This window comes from Sphingobacterium sp. UBA7249, from assembly GCF_002472835.1.
Lineage (GTDB): Bacteria > Bacteroidota > Bacteroidia > Sphingobacteriales > Sphingobacteriaceae > Sphingobacterium > Sphingobacterium prati.
On sequence record NZ_DKST01000025.1, the window covers coordinates 266,115 to 285,712 of the forward strand.

Below are 19,598 nucleotides of genomic sequence, written 5' to 3' on the forward strand. Positions count from 1 at the left end.
ATGAAAGATATCAAAAAATTAATCGTCCTATTCTTGGCTTTATGTTTAGGAACCACGGTTTTTGCACAATATGCTTATTTTCCAACCCAGGGGACTATTACCTATGACAAAACCGTGTTTCTTAAAAACCTCCTCAAGCGCTATGCAACCTATGCAAAAGATGAGGATACGCGCAGTTCCATTAAAGAAATGATCGAACAGGTGCCCGATAATCAGGTCTTGAAAAAGAAGTTGACATTTTCTACCGATGAGGTGCTTTATGAGCATGTTCCTGAAGAATATTCGGATGTTGTGAGTGGGCTAATGCGTTCGGGAATATTTGAGTCGGGGATCAGTGGCTATCAGAATCTGAAAAGCAAAGTCTTTAATTCCGTTTTCGAATTGGGTGGGGAACGTGTAGTCGTGGCTGATTCGACCTTGAAGATCAAGTGGAAAATTACTAACGAGTACCGTGAAATTGCGGGATATCCATGCCGCCGAGCCAACGGACTGGTACTGGATTCAATCTATGCTGTTGCCTTTTATACAGATCAAATTCCCGTTACCGGCGGACCCTCAGCTTTTAATGGCCTGCCTGGAATGATTCTCGGTCTGGCTGTGCCTGAATTGCATTACAATATGTTTGCAACTAAGGTTGAACTTGGTCCTGTTACAGCTTCATCGGCGACATTATTGAAGAAAAAAGACAAGCCCTTATCCAGGCAGCAGGTTTATGATAATCTGAAAGCCTCTTTTGGTGACTATCTGGGTATTAAAATTTATAATTTGGTGATGGCTTGTACGTTTCTGTAAGAGACCAAAAAAAGGCCTTTCGTTTGAAAGGCCTTTTTTATGTGAACTCAGGAAAGATTATTTTCCGTCGTTTTTCTTAGCAGTAACTTCGTTACGAATTTCTTGTGCTAAGGTTTTGATGTCTTGTAATCCTTTACGTACACGTGTACCAGCAGCAGAATTACCATTGTTGAAGAACTTGTCTGCATCAGCTTCGATAGAAGCTACTAACTCTTTTAATTTTACGTAGTTTTCCATTTTTTTATAATTATAATTTTAGTTTTTATGGTTTTTCCTAAACACTCCTTAAATATACAAAAACGAATCAAATAGAAAATAAATTTCGTTTTTTTTTATCGAAAAAGCTTAAAAAAAACTATTCAACAATCTTAAGTTCGTCAATAATGTTCGTTGCACCTGCAAATTTATCAATGATAAATAATACATAACGAATGTCAACTGAAATAGTACGCTGTAGCTTATGGTCGAAGATTACATCACCAGCCATTGCTTCAATATTACCATCAAAAGCTAGGCCAATTAATTCTCCATTGCCATTTATTACCGGAGAACCAGAGTTTCCGCCTGTTATATCGTTGTCACTTAGGAAGTTTACTGGTAAATATCCTTTTTTGTCAGCGTAACGGCCATAGTCCTTATTTTTGTACAAATCCATCAAACGTTGTGGCAAATCGAACTCTTCATCACCTTTTTTGTATTTCGCGATAGTGCCTTTCAGAGTGGTGTAGAAGTTCTTGTCAGCATCGTTACGCGGGTCTTTTGGTAAGCCTTTTATCGAACCATAAGAAAGGCGTAAGGTGCTGTTTGCATCCGGATAGAATTTACCTTTTGGATTAGATGCCAATACGCCAGCGACATATTTGCGGTAAGCTCCATCAAATTTATCTTGTTCTACTTTTAAGCTAGGATCTTCCTGACGGTATTTGCTGATCAACGCTGAAGATAACTTGTACAAAGGATCATTTGCCAAAACTTCAGTATTGGGGTTTTGTAAGTAATTGTTCAAACGCTCAGCAGAAGCAAAAATGCTGTTCTTTACAGCTTCTTTGATGTAAGCTGTAAAATCAGTATTGTTCTTAGCCGCTAATTCAGCAACGTAAGGCGCGATATTTCCAGCTTTTTTTGCATATAGATTCAGTTCGTCAATTAACACCTGTTCTTCCAAAGGCATATACATTTTTTCGTAGCCAGCATCAATCGCCGATTTTAGGCGTGGAAGGATATCTTTTCTTCTGGCTTCATCACCAGCAGCGTAAACCTCTAATCCAGATCCGATCGTGTAAGGTAGCGTCGCGATTGCACTAGACCGAATCATTCCCATTAGGTAATTGTCATGTCTGGCTTTCTCATTGGTGGCGGTATAGAATGCATTGATTGTTTTGATCACGTCTCCATATTCCGCTTTGTTGGCTGCCTTGTTTGCCCATTTGTCAAATTTGACCTCATCTTTAGCTTTTGACTCTGCCGTTTTATGTAAAGTCAACGCGTCTATCATACCTTGACGGTTTTTCCAATAATTGGCTACTTGTGAGTATTTTGAAGCATAGTTTAATTTAACAGCCTGATCTTGATCCATAAATTTTTTCATGGCGTCCATACCAGTTTTAGAAGCCTCAACCCAAGCAGGGTAAGCAAATTTTACGTTTTGATTGATTCCTCCGGAAGGCATCCAACGATTCGTGCGACCAGGATAGCCCAAGATCATGGCAAAATCCCCTTCCTGAACACCTTTTAAGCTGACCGGTAAGAAATGTTTTGGTTTCAATGGGACATTGTCCTGCGCATACTCCGCCGGATTTCCGTTTTTGTCTGCATAGACGCGGAAAATAGAGAAGTCACCTGTATGACGAGGCCATTCCCAGTTGTCCGTGTCCCCACCAAATTTACCGATACTATTTGGTGGCGTTCCCACTAAACGTACATCATTATAATCTTGGTACACAAAATAATAATACTCATTACCTTGGTAGAAAGATTTTACCTCAACAACATACTTCCCATTTTCGCTGTTCTCCTTTTGGATTTTAGCGATTTCAGCGGCAATAATTTTGTTGCGCTCATCTTCAGTCATTTTATTATTGACCAAGCCTAAGATGCGTTTTGAAACATCATCCATCCGTACGAAAAAGCGGACAGAAAGGGATTTTGGTTTCAATTCCTCGCTTTTTGTTTTTGCCCAGAAACCATTTGTTAAGTGGTCATTTTCTGGTGTAGACAGTTCGGCAATGGCGCCATACCCACAGTGGTGGTTGGTGAATACCAAGCCTTGGTCGGACACAATCTCTGCGGTACAACCACCGTTGAATTGTACGATCGCATCTTTTAAGCTAGAGTGGTTAATGCTGTAGATCTCTTCGGCACTTAAACGGAGACCTTTTTTTTGCATATCAGCCTCATTCAGACGCTTTAGATACATTAAAAACCACATTCCCTCATCGGCAAATGCAGCAAAGCTTGTTGTTATCAGCAACAAACACATCCATAATTTTTTCATATCAACCTGATAAAAAGTTTGTTTATACCCTACAAAAATGCTTTAATTCTGTTAAAAACCAAAATATTAGACTTTATATTATGCTTTTTCCCAATTTTTATGTCAATTAAAAGTAAATGTGTACGGGAATGTCCATCGAGGAAAGTCAAATGGACTCTTTTCCTTATCTTTGTAGGATGCAGCAATCATTTGAAAATTTTAAATTCAATAAACAGATCTTAAATGCGATCACAGAAGCAGGTTATGAACAACCGACTGAGATCCAGGAGAAGGCAATTACACCGATATTGGCAGGGCAAGATGTGATGGGGATAGCCCAAACCGGAACCGGGAAAACAGCTGCATTTGTATTGCCCATGTTGATGAAATTGAAGTATGCACAAGGAACTGACGCACGTGCCTTGATCTTAACACCAACCCGAGAGCTGGCGATGCAGATTGAGGAGAATATTAAAATATTTTCTACTTATCTCGATTTACGTTCTGTTGTTTTATATGGTGGACTAGGGCCTAAGACACAAATAGAAACTCTTGAAAAAGGAGTTGATATCATCGTCGCTACACCAGGTAGATTCTTAGATTTATATTTAGAAGGACATATTGTCGTTAAATCACTCAAATTTTTGGTTTTGGATGAAGCGGACAAGATGATGGATATGGGTTTTATCAGCAAAATTCATCGCGTATTGGAAATTGTTCCGCGTAAACGCCAGAATTTATTGTTTTCGGCGACAATGAGCGAACTGGTCCGAAAGATTGCAGGAGATTTTTTGGCCTTTCCTACAATTATTGAAGTTTCAGAGCAAGCGACACCTGCTAAAACGGTCAGTCAGGCTTTATATGTTGTTCCTAACCAAAAAACGAAGCTGAATTTACTACAGCATCTATTGAAAGACGATCAAGCTTTTAGTAGATTGATTGTTTTTTGTAAAACAAAACAAGTTGCAGATAATGTTTTTCATTTTTTGGAACGTAAATACGGCAAAGATGAAGTGCGTGTCATTCATGCAAACAAAGGGCAAAATACGCGTATTAATTCAATCAATGCATTTAAGGAAGGGAATATCCGTATCCTAGTCGCAACCGATGTTGCCGCACGGGGACTCGACGTTTCCAATGTAAGTCATGTGATCAACTTCGAGGTCCCTATTGTTATAGAAGATTATGTCCATCGTATCGGAAGGACGGGACGCGCTTTTAATGAAGGTGACGCAATCACTTTTTGCAATGAAGCCGAGAAATATTATGTTCGAAAAATTGAGAAATTGATCAAACAGAGTATTCCGGTTTATCCAATCCCGGAGGAGGTATTCGTTGAGAAAACACCTTTTCAGGAGAAGCAGGATATTGCACGTGATATTGATAATCAAAAGAAAAAAGACAATCCAGATTATCAGGGCGCTTTCCATGAGAAGAAATATGTCATTAAACAAAAAGAAGTACGCGAAGCCCAACGTGCCTCAGGGTATAAGCCAAAGGCCAAAAGCAAAGGGAAGTCTGGTGGTAGTAAATCGACAGGATCAAGCCGTAATTTCAAGAAACGATAACCAACATGCGGTTTACCCCATTAAATATTGCTAGTGCATGCTTGGTCGCTTGGTTTGTCATGGAAAATCCCAATGACGAAAAGGCGCTCTTTACATGGGGAGCATTTATCGCATTGATGCTACTATTGACAATCGTTGATATCCTTTTCAGGGTGTTGCTCAAAGACAATAAAAGAATGTGGCTGTTGCAACTGGCATTTTTGGTCGTGGTCTGTGTCGTCAGTCTGATCGTTAAAGTGACATTTGCGTAGCGAAAAATTAAAAAATAAGAAGAGATACGATGTATGCCATGGGCTTACAAAACTGAAATCTCACTACTAAATACTCATATCTCAATACGAAAATGAAAAAAGCAGAAATAAAATTACAAGTAGAGCTTGATGAAAACAATGTTCCTGAAAACATTATGTGGTCATCTACGGACGGAAATAATTCGGAGGAATTGCCTGCTAAAGCGATGTTTTTAGCCTTATGGGATTCACATTACAAAAATTCAATGCGTATCGACCTTTGGACAAAAGATATGCCTTATGATGAAATGAAGCGTTTTTTCTACGAAACTTTACAAACGTTGGGCGATTCTTTTATCCGTTCTTCGGGTGGCGATCCCATGGCCGAGAAGGTTATTGGCGATTTGCGCGATTACTGCGCACATTTTGCCGATAAAATGGAAGTATTAATGCCGCAACAATAGTATCTAACGCTTAATAATTATTCAACTATGCAATATTTCTTAGTGAAATCTGAACCATTTAAATATAGTTGGGAACAATTTAATAAAGATGGACGGACGTTTTGGGATGGTGTTCGCAATTATCAGGCTAGAAATAATATGAAAGCGATGAAAGAAGGGGACTTGGTTCTTTTTTATCATAGCAACGAGGGGAAGGAGGTCGTTGGTGTTGCGAAGGTGGTGAAAGAGTTCTATCAAGATCCAACAACTGACGATGAGCGCTGGGTTGTGGTGGATTTAGCTCCGGTCGACACATTGAAGAAGCCTGTGACATTGGAAACAATCAAAGCGGATGAACAATTGCAGGATATCGCATTGGTAAGACAGGGTCGTTTATCAGTGATGCCGCTAAAACTAGAGGAATTTGATCGCATCTTAGCCTTAGGCAACGAAGAGTAACAGTTCTAAAGCAACGCGGTGGAACCTAGTTATTTTACGGCTTATAAAGATGTCTACAGCCTATAAAAGAAAGCGGTGATTATGTCTATATCACCGCTTTCTTCTTATACGTCAATGCCAGATTAGTTTTTCTGGCTGAACAGACTGACCAGTGCTTTTAATTTTTTTGCATTTTCGGGCTTTAATTTACCCGCAAGAATAAGACGAAGTTCTCTGCGTTGCAGGGCATCCTCGTAAGCTTTGTGTTCTGATTCTGTTTCGGGAATCAGTACCGGCACAGCTTTGGGATTATTGTCGGCATCAACAGCAACGAAAGTATAATATGCTTCATTGGTTTTTACGCGTGTGCCCTCGGGCAAATTTGAGGCGAAAATTTCCATGCGCACTTCTAAAGAACTGTTAAATGCACGGGTAACTTGCGCTTGTATAGTGACGACTTCACCCAATTTAATCGAACGCTTAAAAGATACATTATCCACGGACACCGTAACAACCACATTGCTACAATGCTTCTGTGCTGCAATAGCCGAACAGATATCCATCCAATATAACAAACGGCCACCCATTAGGTTTCCAAACGTATTGGTATCATTTGGCAGAACCAGTTCGTTCATTTCGGTGTACGACTCGCGGGCAAATTTCTCTATCATATTATTTTTATTATTATCTTCTAAATTCTTTGAACTGTTTTTCGATTATTTCCAAAGATTTTATAAACGAAGTCGGTATATAGCCGAGTTCATTTTTGGATTTACTGAGATCAAAACCTGTCTGACGAGGCCTGTTGTCCGCTTGTCCTATGCTTGCCGCACTGATCTCCGAAATCAATGTTTTGTCCAGTTTCCAATATTCTGCGATTTTACAAACCGCTTCGTTAATAGCCATCAACTCTGCCCCAGAGATATGGAATATCCCCTGAGCTTGTCGCTCAATTGCCAATTGACAGGCATGTGCTAAATCATCTACAAATGTAGGCATTCTCCATTGGTCATTAACCACTTTTATAGCTTCTTTCTGGGATAGCTTTTCCTTTGCCCAAAGGACGAGGTTGGAACGATTCGGATCCCCGTTGATACCGTAGACCAAAATTGTACGTAAGATCGCATAATGACAGGAAGACTGTTCGAGCACTTGCTCTGAGGCATATTTGCTTTTCCCATATTCACTTTGGGGATTTGGCATATCAAGCTCATGATAAGGAGTTCCCTTTTTGCCATCAAAAACAAAATCAGTCGAGATATGAATCAATTGCGTCTGATTTTTTTCGCAGTAGCTCGCTAAGGTTTGTACAAGATCAACATTGATCAGCTGGCAGGTCGCTTTATCGGTCTCACATGCTTCGACGCTGGTCATTGCTGCTGTATGGATAATCGTATCAAAAGTATGACCGGATAAGAAATCCATTAAAATTGCCTGATCCAATAAGTCAATCTGGCAGAATACATATCCGGCTAGATTGGGATTTCTGTTTGGCCCTTTTGAAATGGCTGTAACTTCATAAAGATCATTTCCAGAAAGCAGGTCTATGACCTTCTGACCCAAAAAACCATTGGAACCTGTGACAAGAATTTTTTTCATCCGTATAATTGTTTTTTTTATACCTATTTTGATTTAAAGGCTGCTTAAAGCAACATCATTCGTCCTTCCGTGGAATCCACTCGCGTACACAGGGATCGAGAAATGAAGCAGAGTATTTTTAAGCGTTTTAGTTTGTCCAGATAAAGTCCATTTTATTAGACTGTTTCATTACATTCTCGATGACGGACTTCTCCAGATCGAGAATAGATTTCAATGCCTTATAATCGATCTTTTCTGCATCATCCGTAGGCATGTGATAGTCTGGGTGTCCACCAGTATGGAAAAATAATACTGGAATATTCTTTTTATAAAACGAAGTCTGATCGGATCCACCATTACCATCTTTGCTTAAGTTGAATTTTATAGGGGCTTGGATATCCTTGAAAATCGTTGGCCATTGACTACTTGTTCCATATCCGATGACCGCAAGTCCATTATCGGGATTGTAGCGTCCGATCATATCCATATTGAGCATTGCAGTGATCTTTTCAAGTGGAAGAGTGGGGTGTTCCGTAAAATATTTCGAACCTACCAAGCCCAGTTCTTCTGCGCCGAAGGCGATAAATAATAAATTATAAGGTTCTTTTTCCTTATTGGTACTGAAATAGCGGGCAAGTTCCAATAAGCCTGCAGTACCTGATGCATTATCATCTGCGCCATTGTGGATTTTGCCAACACCTAAGGAATCTTTCGAACTACCTTGGTGGCCTGTGCCCAAATGATCGTAATGTGCTCCTATAACAACTGTTAATGCAGCTCCGTTATCAATGAAACCTATAATATTATCTGCATTGCGGATACTGTCATCCACTTTTACTTTCCAAACCTTTGCTTTAAAAGATTGACGATAGCCTTTCTCGCCTTTGGGTTGCAATTTATATTTTTTGAATTCCTTTTCGATATAATCCGCCGCTTTGAATACTTCTTTGCTACCAGTTCCTCTACCTTGCATTTTATCATCGGCCAGGTAATAAATATGTTTCTTTAAATTCGGAATTTCAATTTGTTGTGCCTGCGCCAATTTTGTCACAAAAAGTAAACAGATAATTGGGAATAAGCTTATGTTTTTCATTTTTTAGTGTTTTGAAGTAGATGGGAATAAAAGAAAAGCCCTGCGATTAACAAGGCTTTGTAAGATATTTCGTTAATCTTCAACGATTTCGCTATGGATACTCGATTTCTCTTCTTTTTCCGTTTTGAAGTATCGTTTTTGAAACAATAAGATCAGTACAACCCCCACTGAGATAGCGGAATCGGCGATGTTGAATACAGGGCGGAAGAATAAAAACTCTTCACCTCCCCAAAAGGGGACCCAAGTAGGGAAAGTTCCCTCAATGAGAGGGAAATAAAGCATGTCAACCACTTTTCCATGCAAAAAGGATGAATATCCTCCACCAGTTGGAAATAAAGCGGCTTTTTCGTAATAGGTGCTTTCACTAAAGATCACGCCATAGAACGCCGAATCAATGATATTTCCAAGCGCACCAGCAAGAATCAAGGCAACATTTAATATAAAGCCGCGGTTGTATTTATTTTTGATCATGTAATGTAGACCATACCCGATACCGGCTACGGCCAATATCCGAAACACGGTCAGGAACAATTTCCCGTAATCACCACCAAATTCCATCCCATAAGCCATACCATTATTTTCAATAAAATGGATTTGGAAGAATTTTCCTAAAATGTGATGACTTTGTCCGATTGTCATGGAGAGCTTAACCCATATCTTTGACAATTGGTCTATTAAAAGAATCGCGACAATTAGTGCGACTGGTTTCGTATACCCCTTCATTGTGCTATAAAAATGGTCCTTGCCGGAGCAAAGACCATATATTTTGCCTAAATTAATATTGTTTGTTTTTTGCTTCGATGCTCAACGTCGTATGTGGAACAGCTTTCAAACGCTCTTTTTGGATCAGTTTTCCAGTTTCCCTACAGATACCATACGTTTTGTTCTCGATGCGCACCAACGCTGCTTCCAGGTTGTCGATAAACTTCTTTTGACGTGCAGCCAATTGGTTGGTTTGTTCCTTTTCTAGTGTTGCAGAACCATCTTCTAAGGTCTTGTACGTACCTGCAGTATCGTCTGTACCATTCGCATTGCTATTATTAAGCGTTGCTGTCAACGAGGAAAGCTCTTCTTTTGCTATTCTAAGCTTGTCCAAGATAATATCTTTAAATTCTTGTAATTCTGAATCGCTATAGCGTGTTTTCTCGTTGTTGTTTGCCATAATTTAATTTTTTTGGATTAATGCCTTAAGTTCTTTGCCATCGATCTCGATGGTCTCTCCTTCAGTTAGTGAATCTTCAAATACCAATGAATCGGCGAGAATTTCGGTGCAAATATAAGATAAATTTTCTTTCGCTGCATTGATCACTTCCGGAGTAGCTGTTAACTTTACGTTAATTCTATCCGTCACTTCAAGCCCTTTTTCTTTCCGTAAATTTTGTAAACGGTTGATCAATTCTCTCGATAAACCTTCTTTCTTCAATTCTTCCGTGATATGGACATCCAATGCCACAGTCAATTTACCTAGATTAGCAACCTGCCATCCTTCCACATCCTCTGCTATAATTTCTACATCGCTCAATAGAATAGTATATGGTGTGCCCGTTAAAGCTAATTCACCTGTTGATTCCAATGCGCTTATTTGATCTATAGTCAACAATTGGATAGCCGAAGAGACTAACTTCATATCCTTACCAACTTTCGCGCCAAGAGCTTTAAAGTTTGGTTTTATTTTTTTCTTGATAATACCTGTTGTATCCGTAATGAACTCTATATCTTTGATATTTGTTTCAGAAAGTATCAAATCTTTTACTTTCTCCACCTTCTCTTGGAAAGCACTGTCCAGTACAGGGACGAGAATTTTGTTCAGTGGTTGACGCACGTTGATCGATGTCTTCTTGCGTAATGAAAGGGTCAATGAGGAAACGTCTTGCGCCAGGGCCATACGTTCTTCAAGCGCCTTATCCACTAAACTTTCATTGTACACAGGAAAATTTGCTAAGTGAACGGATTCAACTTGCTCTTTATTCGTTGCAGTATTCAAATCCAGGAACAGTCTATCTGAGAAGAAGGGTGATATCGGCGACATTAATTTCGCAATCGTATCCAGACAGGTATACAGGGTTTGATACGCAGAAATTTTATCTTCCGTATAATCTCCTTTCCAGAAACGACGACGACACAAGCGAACGTACCAATTACTCAGGTGTTCATCCACAAAATTTTGGATTGCACGGGCGGCTTTTGTTGGTTCGTAATCTGCCAAATATTCATCAACTTCTTTCGTCAGTGAATTCAATAAAGAGATAATCCAACGATCGATTTCGGGACGTTTTTCCAAAGCGATATCTGGCTCTGCATAGGAGAACTTATCGATATTGGCATAAAGCGCAAAAAATGCGTAGGTATTGTATAAGGTTCCGAAGAATTTACGACGGACCTCATCCAATCCCTCCATGTTGAACTTTAAGTTGTCCCAAGGAGCAGCATTACTGATCATATACCAACGTGTTGCATCGGCACTATACTGATCGATCGTCGAGAAAGGATCAACACCATTCCCCAGACGTTTGGACATCTTATTTCCGTTCTTATCTAATACTAGGCCGTTGGAGACAACGTTTTTAAAAGAGACCGATTTATACATCATCGTGGAGATCGCATGTAGCGTAAAGAACCATCCACGGGTCTGGTCTACACCTTCGGCGATAAAATCAGCCGGATAAGCGTGGTTGAAACCTGCCTTAAATGGAAACTCCTCACCTCTGGCTAATTTCTCGTGATCTAATCCCCATTGTGCATAAGGCATTGCGCCAGAATCAAACCATACATCAATTAAGTCCGGCTCGCGGAATAATTTTTGACCGGCATCCGAAACAAGTACGATGTCATCAACATAAGGGCGGTGTAGATCCAGCTGTTCTGTATCAAATTTATCCAAATAGGCCTGATTCTTTGCTTTCTCCTCTGCGGATAAAACATCTGAAGTCAAGGAAGCTTGCAGTAAAGACTTTAGTTCTGGTAAAGAACCGATGCAAACTTCTTCATTTTCATCTTCCGAACGCCAGATCGGTAGTGGAGTCCCCCAGTAGCGAGAACGCGAAAGGTTCCAGTCCACCAGGTTTTCCAGCCAGTTTCCGAAGCGCCCTGTTCCAGTTGCTTCCGGTTTCCAGTTGATTGTTTTATTTAAAGCGACCAAATCTTCTTTTACAGCAGTTGTGCGGATAAACCAGCTATCCAATGGATAGTATAAAACAGGTTTGTCGGTACGCCAGCAATGAGGATAGGTATGCTCGTATTTCTTAACATCAAATGCTTTATTATCCTCTTTCAGTTTGATCGAAATCAATACATCGGTAGGTTTAAAGTCTTCTTTCGCACGCTCTTCAGCGCTATAGTATTCCTCTTTTACAAAGCGGCCGGCGAAGTCAGTGATTTCATTGACGAAACGACCTGTACGATCTACGGTTGGTACATCTTTTCCGTTTTCATCTTTCACCAGAATGCCCGGTACACCATGTTCTTTCGCTACTCGAAAGTCATCTGCACCATAAGTAGGCGCAGCGTGTACGATACCTGTACCATCTTCAGTCGTCACGAAGTCACCAGGGATTACGCGGAAGGCATTTTCCTGTAAATCTTCATTGGTGATATAGGGCAACAATTGCTCGTAACGTAAGCCTACGAGTTCCTCGCCGACAAATTCTGCTGCAAGTTCCCAAGGAATTACTTTATCACCCAATTTGTAGTCTTGAAAAGATGCATTTTCACCTTCAGCTTTAAAATGTTTGCTGATCAGATCTTTGGCCAATACAACAGATACAGGTGCTCCCGTATACTTGTTGAATGTACGGATTTTTACATAATTTATTTTCTTGCCGACTACCAGTGCCGTATTGGAAGGTAATGTCCAAGGTGTGGTCGTCCAAGCGATGAACGCCACATCTTCGGCTTCATCATCAACCAATTTTTCGATTGCTGGGTGAAGCTGGCTTTTGATTAATCGGAATTCTGCAACGATGGTTGTGTCTTTCACGTCCTTATATGTGCCCGGTTGATTAAGTTCATGGGAACTCAATCCTGTGCCTGCAGCAGGTGAATAAGGCTGAATGGTGTAGCCTTTGTATAATAATCCCTTTTTGTATAGTTCTTTTAACAAATACCATAGCGTTTCGATGTATTCGTTTTTATAAGTGATGTAAGGATGTTCAAGGTCTACCCAATACCCCATCTTGTTGGTTAGATCATTCCAGACATCCGTATATTTCATCACTTCCTTGCGGCAGGCTTCATTATATTCTTCTACGGTAATCTTTTTGCCGATATCTTCTTTGGTAATACCCAGCGCTTTTTCGACAGCGAGTTCAATCGGAAGACCATGCGTGTCCCAGCCTCCCTTACGTTTAACCTGGTAGCCTTTCAATGTCTTGTAACGACAGAAGATATCTTTAATCGTACGGGCCATCACGTGATGGATCCCCGGCATGCCATTTGCAGAAGGCGGGCCTTCAAAAAATGTATATGACTTGCTTTCAGGGCGATTATTGATACTTTTTTCGAATATTTTTTCCTGTTCCCAACGGGTCAAAATCTCTTTACCAATCTCCGGTAAATTTAACTGCTTATATTCTTTGTACATCAGACTGTTGTATGCTTCTTTTCTAAAGGTCGCTAATTTAGTGAATTATGATGGAAAAAGAAAGAGGGCTTTGTAGCTGTAATATCATTAAATGAAGCGCTAAATTTTTGAAAACAACCAAATCACTCAAATTTGGAAAATTGTATGATTAAGGTGCCAGCGAAGGTTAATGCGTTGAGAAACGGTGAGGGAAAAAAGGGATTACTGTTAGTAATCCCTTTTTGTATTGGAATATGTATAAATTTCAGTTTATGCTGAAAAGCTGCTTCCACAGCCACAGGTGCTTGTTGCATTAGGGTTATTGAAGGTAAAACCTCTGGCATCGAGCCCCGATTTGAAATCAATTTCCATGCCTGCCAAATATAGACCATGTGCTTTGTTCATAAAAACGCGAATGCCTTCAATTTCGTATTCGTTATCTCCATCCTTTTTCTGGTCAAAACCTAAGATATAACTCATACCTGAACAACCACCACCTTCCACACCAACACGTAAACCAAAATCATCAGAGATTTCTTGCTGATCCTTCAATTTATTGAGTTCCTTTATTGCCCCTTGGGTTAAGGTAACGGGAGCAATTGCTGTTTGTTCTGTGCTCATTTTGATATAGTTTTAGCCAATTCTTAAAGCAAAAATACATATTTTTAATCGCAAATCGTCTGCAATGGATTTTTTGACATTTACAAAACATTCAATTTTTATTGCATTGGATTATACTAAATGTGATTTAATAGATATTCTACGAATTAGCTAATTCGCATAAATAAGCTTCTTTTTCTAGGAACATTTAATAAAATATGGCTTTTTGTCGATATTCTTTATGGAATATGCTATCTTTGAGGCATTAAAATAAAATACAAAATTTACTTTACAATATTTAAAAACAATGGAAAGAGATCAAGCCATTTTTAATTTAATAGCTGATGAGCTGAAACGCCAAGAAGAAGGTATTGAATTAATTGCTTCGGAAAACTTTGTGTCAAAACAAGTGATGGAAGCTGCTGGTTCAGTGTTGACAAATAAATATGCAGAAGGCCTCCCAGGAAAACGTTACTATGGAGGTTGTGAAGTGGTGGACGAGATCGAAAGCATTGCTATTGATCGTGCGAAACAATTATTTGGTGCAGAATGGGTCAATGTTCAACCTCACTCTGGAGCGCAAGCAAATGCAGCTGTTTTTTTGGCGACTATCAAGCCTGGCGACAAAATTTTAGGTCTTGATTTATCGCATGGTGGACACTTGACTCACGGATCTCCAGCGAATCTTTCTGGTAAGATCTATCAACCATTATTTTATGGCGTAAAAGAAGATACAGGTCTGATTGATTACGAACAATTGGAGGAAACTGCACTTCGTGAAAAACCAAAAATGATCATCTGTGGTGCGTCGGCTTATTCTCGTGATTGGGATTATGCCCGTATCCGTAAAGTTGCTGATGAAATCGGTGCAATTGTTTTGGCTGATATCTCACACCCAGCAGGGTTAATCGCTCGTGGTTTATTAAATGATCCACTTCCACATTGTCATATCGTTACAACAACTACACACAAGACGCTACGTGGTCCACGTGGTGGAATGATTATGGTTGGTAAGGACTTTGAAAACACTTGGGGTATCAAAACACCTAAAGGTGAAACTCGTACAATCACACAGTTGTTGGATTTAGCTGTTTTCCCAGGCACACAAGGTGGTCCTTTGGAACATACAATTGCTGCAAAAGCAATTGCTTACGGCGAAGCTTTATCTGACGAATACATGGAGTACATTGTTCAAGTAAAGAAAAATGCAGCAGCATTGGCGAAGTTCTTCGTTGAGAAAGATTATAAGATCATCTCTGGCGGTACGGATAACCACTTGATGTTAGTGGACCTACGTAACAAAGACATTTCTGGTAAAGAAGCTGAAGCTGTATTGGGTAAAGCAGGTATCACGACCAATAAAAACATGGTTCCTTTTGACACACGTTCTCCTTTTGTGACTTCAGGTGTACGTTTTGGTACAGCTGCGATCACTACGCGTGGTATCAAGGAAAATGAAATTATCCAAATTGGAGAGCTTATTGATGAAGCATTACAAAATGCATCAAACGATGCTGGACTGGATAAAATCCATGGCAAAGTGAAAGCTATGATGGCCGAATTTCCATTGTATAAATAAGACATATTCACATAGTAAAAAGCGGAATTACTTTAGGGTGATTCCGCTTTTTCTTTTGGAGCGTATGTGACCTTCACAAAGATGCGGTCTATTTCGAATATCTGCATCAAAACATCTCCGTGATATTTCGTTAACAGCTGGGGGTTAACGAGAGAAATAGGAATGGTTTTATCCAGTTATAATGGGGGAATTAAAAGGACTCTTTATACGTATTCATCCGAATAAGCGCCCTATAAACTCCGTGTTAGGTCCCTGTTAATTTTGTAGTTGTGTTTATTGTAGACCATACAGAGATTCAGATCTTTTAGCAGCTTTATTCAATATAGTTTTGAAAGGAAGGAAATATCGGTAAGTTTTTAAATGTTAAAAAATCTTAAAATAGAATGTAAAAATTTGATTACTCAATAATTTTACGGTACTTTGAGATAAGTATTAATTGATTGTTTTACAATAAGAAAGGAACGCTATACGCTAAACATTTACATTTTACAACAGAACTGATAATTTAATTGCGAACTGCTAAAAAAGTAAGTGACGTATGAGACTTTTGAAAAGTAAGAGTGATCAAGAATTGATCCAAATGTATGTCGGGGGCCAAGAGTCCGGCCTAGAGGCATTGTTGAATCGATATAAATCGAAAATTTACACCTCTATATATATGAAAGTAAAAGACGAATATCTTGCTGAAGATATTTTCCAAGAGACTTTCATTAAAATCATCAACACGTTAAAATCTGGCAAATACAATGAAGAGGGTAAATTTTTGCCTTGGGCTATCCGAATTGCCCACAATATGATCGTTGACTTTTTTAGGAAAGCAAAACGTGCCCCAAATATTGTTAATGCAGATGGTTTTGATATTTTTGAGGTGTTAGAATTCAGTGATGAGAGCGCTGAGTCTAAGATGCTGAAACAGCAGGTCGACGTAGACCTAAAGAAAATGATCCAGAAACTACCTGATGATCAAAAAGAGGTTTTAATTATGCGTCATTTTTGTGATATGAGCTTTAAGGATATTGCTGAGATAACAGAGGTGAGTATTAACACCGCCTTGGGAAGAATGCGTTACGCCCTGAGTAATTTACGCAAGATGATAGAGGGATCAGATTTGGTTTTTCAAATGGGATAATCGAATAAGTAGTCTAGAAAATAACAATAAAGCGGGAGTGAGTTTTCACTCCCTTTTTTATGCTACTATGTCATGTTGGGATCAGAAGAATTTGTTCTTTTTGTCAGTTATACACTTTTTATTATCTTAGAAGTTCACGCCTTACTCAGTTTATGGGAATTGGAATAGGGTTTGATAGTCATATTGAAACTATTAAATAAAGATAATAACGTTAAAAATATAAAAGCTATGTACTTGATTTTATTTATTGGAATAATGGTGGTAAGCCTGATTGTCCAGACACGATTTAAAAACAAATTTAAGAAGTATTCGGAGATGCCATTGGGGAATGGGATGTCAGGTGCTGAGATCGCACTGAAAATGCTAAACGATAACGGTATTTATGATGTAAAAGTAATATCTATTCCTGATCGCTTAGGAGATCATTACAATCCATCCGATAAAACAGTCAACCTGAGCCCTGAAGTGTATAGTGGTCGTAGTGTGGCTGCTGCGGCAATCGCAGCCCACGAGTGTGGTCACGCTGTTCAGCATGCAAAAGCCTACAAATGGTTAGGTTTCCGTTCGGCAATGGTGCCTATGGTCAATGCTGCTTCCAAACTGACCTCATGGGTATTGATGCTGGGTGTGATGTTATTTGCATTTTCCAAAGGCGGTAATCCTTGGCTGTTGGCTGTAGGTGTAGGTGCATTAGCCATCACAACAATTTTTTCGTTTATCACACTTCCGGTGGAATTTGATGCGTCAAACCGAGCGTTAGCTTGGTTAAATCATGCCGGTGTAACCTATAACGGTGAGGAACATGATGGAGCGAAGGATGCGCTAAAATGGGCTGCCATGACCTATGTAGTGGCTGCTTTGAGTGCCTTGGTAACACTTTTATACTATGCGTCCATGTTATTTGGTGGGCGTAGGAGCGAGTAAAGAGAGATTTAGTAACTTTAGGATATAACGAAATGCGATTATTTTTAATAGTCGCATTTTTTATAGGGTGTTAATGAGGTTACTACAGACAATTTTTTTAACTTTGCTGTTTATATAGAATAAGACTCAGATTTTATGTTTTCAAATCTTCAAGATAAGCTAGATAGGGCCTTTAAGGTATTAAAAGGGCAAGGCAGTATTACCGAAATCAACGTTGCTGAAACGATGAAAGAAATTCGCAAAGCGTTGTTGGATGCCGACGTGAATTATAAGACTGCTAAAACTTTTACAGATGATGTCAGACAAAAAGCTTTAGGGCAAAACGTTTTGACAAGTATTTCTCCAGGTCAACTGTTGACTAAAATCATGAATGATGAGTTGACAGAATTGATGGGCGGATCTGTTACCGAGTTGGAGACTGGTAAAAATCCTACTGTCATTTTAATCGCGGGTCTGAACGGTGCCGGTAAAACAACTTTTTCCGGTAAGTTAGCCCTATACCTCAAAGATAAAAAGAATAAAAAACCATTATTGGTCGCTGGTGACGTTTATCGTCCGGCCGCGATTGACCAGTTGGAAGTACTCGCTGAGCAAGTTGGTGTACCTGTTTACGTCGATAGAGAATCAACCGATCCAATTGCTATTGCGAAAGCAGGGGTCGAAGAGGCAAAACGCAATGGCCATAATGTGGTCATTATTGATACCGCTGGCCGTTTGGCGATAGATGAGCCTTTGATGGTGGAGATCACCGCAGTGAAAGAAGCGACAAAACCAGATGAGATCTTATTTGTCGTTGACTCTATGACAGGGCAAGATGCTGTCAATACGGCAAAGACCTTCAATGATCGCCTTGATTTTACAGGTGTTGTATTAACCAAATTAGATGGTGATACACGTGGGGGCGCCGCATTATCGATTAAATCTGTGGTCAATAAACCGATTAAGTTTATCGGTACCGGTGAGAAGATGGATGCACTGGATGTTTTCTATCCAGATCGTATGGCTTCTCGTATTTTAGGTATGGGTGACGTCGTATCTTTGGTAGAGCGTGCGCAACAACAGTTTGACGAAAAGCAAGCTGCTGAGCTCCAAAAGAAAATTCGTAAGAATAAATTCGATTTCAACGATTTCAAATCACAGATCCAACAAATCAAAAAAATGGGTAACATGAAAGATTTGATGGGCATGATCCCCGGAGTAGGAAAAGCGATGAAAGATATTGAGGTCGACGATAATGCCTTCAAACCTATTGAAGCGATCATTGATTCGATGACGCCTTTTGAGCGCGAAAACCCGGATGTAATTGACCAAAAACGTCGCTTACGTATTGCTAAAGGTTCGGGAACTGACATTAACGAAGTAAACAAATTGTTGAAGCAGTTTGGCGACATGCGTAAGGTAATGAAGCAAATGTCTAACCCAGCGATGGCCGCTAAGTTGATGCGTAATATGCCTAAAATGCCTGGAAAAATGTAATTTAAGTGTATTGTTAATATATTATAGGGCATTGTATCTGTACAATGCCCTATTTTTTTAATAAATAATTTGTAATTTCAAGTTCCTCGCTAGAGTAAACGAAATAATTATTAAATTTGTAATCATTATGGATGACCCCGCACAATTATCGGAATACGGCAAAATCCTTATCATTCTGCTGATAGGGGCACTGTTAGTCTGTGCGACCATTTTTCTGGCACGTTTAATTTCTCCCAAAAAGAGTAATCCCATTAAATCTGGTACCTACGAATGTGGCGAAGATCCTATCGGCTCCTCCTGGGTACAATTCAATCCTCGATTTTACGTCATCGCTTTAATATTCCTACTTTTCGATGTAGAGCTCATTTTTATTTTTCCTTGGGCTACGGTATTTGGACAATCGGAATATATTGCTGCGGATGGCAGATGGGGCTGGTTTACCCTGATTGAAATGGCCATGTTTATTGGTATTTTAATTTTGGGATTGGTTTTTGTCTGGAAAAAGGGCGATTTGGAATGGGTCAAACCCAATGTATCTCTTCCCAAGGTTCCGGTAAATATTCCACAAAGTGCTTATTCATCACTGAACAATAGTACTTATCAAGTTAGGGATTATAGACCGCAAGCAGATGGCAGCCTGGAGAATACGATGGTGCAAGAGGTGACGGCTGCTCCAAAGATTGCTTTTAAACCTCGATTTAAAAAACCTGAGTAAGC

The 19,598-nt window shown here is 39.6% G+C and carries 19 protein-coding genes; 10 read left to right on the forward strand and 9 right to left on the reverse strand.

All coding sequences use genetic code 11. The features are described 5' to 3' along the window. On the forward strand, positions 1 to 792 hold the full coding sequence (locus B4A24_RS17730; protein ID WP_293946381.1) for a GLPGLI family protein: 792 nt from the start codon (positions 1 to 3) through the stop codon (positions 790 to 792). A 57-nt stretch (positions 793 to 849) separates the two neighbouring features. Here the strand turns inward: B4A24_RS17730 and B4A24_RS17735 are convergent, their stop codons facing one another. Together B4A24_RS17735 and B4A24_RS17740 are read right to left on the reverse strand one after the other, a co-directional pair. Beyond that, a complete protein-coding gene (locus tag B4A24_RS17735; RefSeq protein WP_045753606.1) occupies positions 850 to 1,029 on the reverse strand; it encodes a hypothetical protein in 180 nt (59 codons plus the stop codon). Positions 1,030 to 1,147: 118 nt separating this feature from the next. After that, on the reverse strand, positions 1,148 to 3,286 hold the full coding sequence (locus B4A24_RS17740; RefSeq protein WP_293946382.1) for a S46 family peptidase: 2,139 nt from the start codon (positions 3,284 to 3,286) through the stop codon (positions 1,148 to 1,150). Between the two features lie 176 nt (positions 3,287 to 3,462). On the opposite strand from B4A24_RS17740, the gene B4A24_RS17745 reads away from it, so the two are divergent. From B4A24_RS17745 to B4A24_RS17760, 4 genes are all read left to right on the forward strand, one after another. After that, the gene (locus B4A24_RS17745) at positions 3,463 to 4,833 is read left to right on the forward strand and encodes a DEAD/DEAH box helicase (protein WP_293946383.1); all 1,371 of its coding nucleotides are present in this window, start codon (positions 3,463 to 3,465) and stop codon (positions 4,831 to 4,833) included. A gap of 5 nt (positions 4,834 to 4,838) precedes the next feature. Continuing rightward, positions 4,839 to 5,084: a hypothetical protein gene (locus tag B4A24_RS17750; protein ID WP_293946384.1), complete on the forward strand. Its 246-nt coding sequence runs from the start codon at positions 4,839 to 4,841 to the stop codon at positions 5,082 to 5,084. A gap of 92 nt (positions 5,085 to 5,176) precedes the next feature. Continuing rightward, on the forward strand, positions 5,177 to 5,527 hold the full coding sequence (gldC, locus tag B4A24_RS17755; protein WP_077437836.1) for a gliding motility protein GldC: 351 nt from the start codon (positions 5,177 to 5,179) through the stop codon (positions 5,525 to 5,527). A gap of 27 nt (positions 5,528 to 5,554) precedes the next feature. Continuing rightward, on the forward strand, positions 5,555 to 5,965 hold the full coding sequence (locus B4A24_RS17760) for an EVE domain-containing protein (protein ID WP_293946385.1): 411 nt from the start codon (positions 5,555 to 5,557) through the stop codon (positions 5,963 to 5,965). 122 nt (positions 5,966 to 6,087) lie between these two features. Here B4A24_RS17760 and B4A24_RS17765 read toward each other — a convergent pair whose 3' ends face one another. The 7 genes from B4A24_RS17765 to B4A24_RS17795 all read right to left on the reverse strand — a co-directional run bounded on the left by B4A24_RS17765 (position 6,088) and on the right by B4A24_RS17795 (position 13,794). Continuing rightward, entirely contained in the window at positions 6,088 to 6,615 is a 528-nt protein-coding gene (locus tag B4A24_RS17765) for an acyl-CoA thioesterase (RefSeq protein WP_120261652.1), read from the reverse strand. A gap of 13 nt (positions 6,616 to 6,628) precedes the next feature. Then, positions 6,629 to 7,543, reverse strand: coding sequence for an SDR family oxidoreductase (locus B4A24_RS17770; protein ID WP_293946386.1), 915 nt, complete (start codon positions 7,541 to 7,543; stop codon positions 6,629 to 6,631). Between the two features lie 127 nt (positions 7,544 to 7,670). Then, entirely contained in the window at positions 7,671 to 8,615 is a 945-nt protein-coding gene (locus B4A24_RS17775; RefSeq protein WP_293946387.1) for a M20/M25/M40 family metallo-hydrolase, read from the reverse strand. A 72-nt stretch (positions 8,616 to 8,687) separates the two neighbouring features. Then, positions 8,688 to 9,338: a lipoprotein signal peptidase gene (locus B4A24_RS17780; RefSeq protein WP_172393764.1), complete on the reverse strand. Its 651-nt coding sequence runs from the start codon at positions 9,336 to 9,338 to the stop codon at positions 8,688 to 8,690. Positions 9,339 to 9,390: 52 nt separating this feature from the next. Then, positions 9,391 to 9,777: a TraR/DksA family transcriptional regulator gene (locus B4A24_RS17785; RefSeq protein WP_046674049.1), complete on the reverse strand. Its 387-nt coding sequence runs from the start codon at positions 9,775 to 9,777 to the stop codon at positions 9,391 to 9,393. A 3-nt stretch (positions 9,778 to 9,780) separates the two neighbouring features. Then, positions 9,781 to 13,194, reverse strand: coding sequence for an isoleucine--tRNA ligase (gene ileS, locus B4A24_RS17790; RefSeq protein ID WP_293946388.1), 3,414 nt, complete (start codon positions 13,192 to 13,194; stop codon positions 9,781 to 9,783). Between the two features lie 249 nt (positions 13,195 to 13,443). Next, positions 13,444 to 13,794, reverse strand: coding sequence for a HesB/IscA family protein (locus B4A24_RS17795; protein WP_293946389.1), 351 nt, complete (start codon positions 13,792 to 13,794; stop codon positions 13,444 to 13,446). Between the two features lie 286 nt (positions 13,795 to 14,080). On the opposite strand from B4A24_RS17795, the gene glyA reads away from it, so the two are divergent. From glyA to B4A24_RS17820, 5 genes are all read left to right on the forward strand, one after another. Continuing rightward, positions 14,081 to 15,352, forward strand: coding sequence for a serine hydroxymethyltransferase (gene glyA, locus B4A24_RS17800; RefSeq protein ID WP_293946390.1), 1,272 nt, complete (start codon positions 14,081 to 14,083; stop codon positions 15,350 to 15,352). A gap of 580 nt (positions 15,353 to 15,932) precedes the next feature. Beyond that, positions 15,933 to 16,481 carry an RNA polymerase sigma factor gene (locus B4A24_RS17805; RefSeq protein ID WP_408022393.1) on the forward strand — a complete coding sequence of 183 codons (549 nt, stop codon included), beginning with the start codon at positions 15,933 to 15,935 and terminating at the stop codon, positions 16,479 to 16,481. Positions 16,482 to 16,709: 228 nt separating this feature from the next. Then, a complete protein-coding gene (locus B4A24_RS17810) occupies positions 16,710 to 17,405 on the forward strand; it encodes a zinc metallopeptidase (protein ID WP_293946391.1) in 696 nt (231 codons plus the stop codon). A 135-nt stretch (positions 17,406 to 17,540) separates the two neighbouring features. After that, positions 17,541 to 18,881, forward strand: a complete 1,341-nt coding sequence (gene ffh, locus B4A24_RS17815) for a signal recognition particle protein (RefSeq protein WP_172393770.1) — start codon at positions 17,541 to 17,543, stop codon at positions 18,879 to 18,881. Positions 18,882 to 19,008: 127 nt separating this feature from the next. After that, entirely contained in the window at positions 19,009 to 19,596 is a 588-nt protein-coding gene (locus tag B4A24_RS17820; protein ID WP_293946392.1) for an NADH-quinone oxidoreductase subunit A, read from the forward strand. The last annotated feature ends 2 nt before the right edge of the window (positions 19,597 to 19,598 follow it).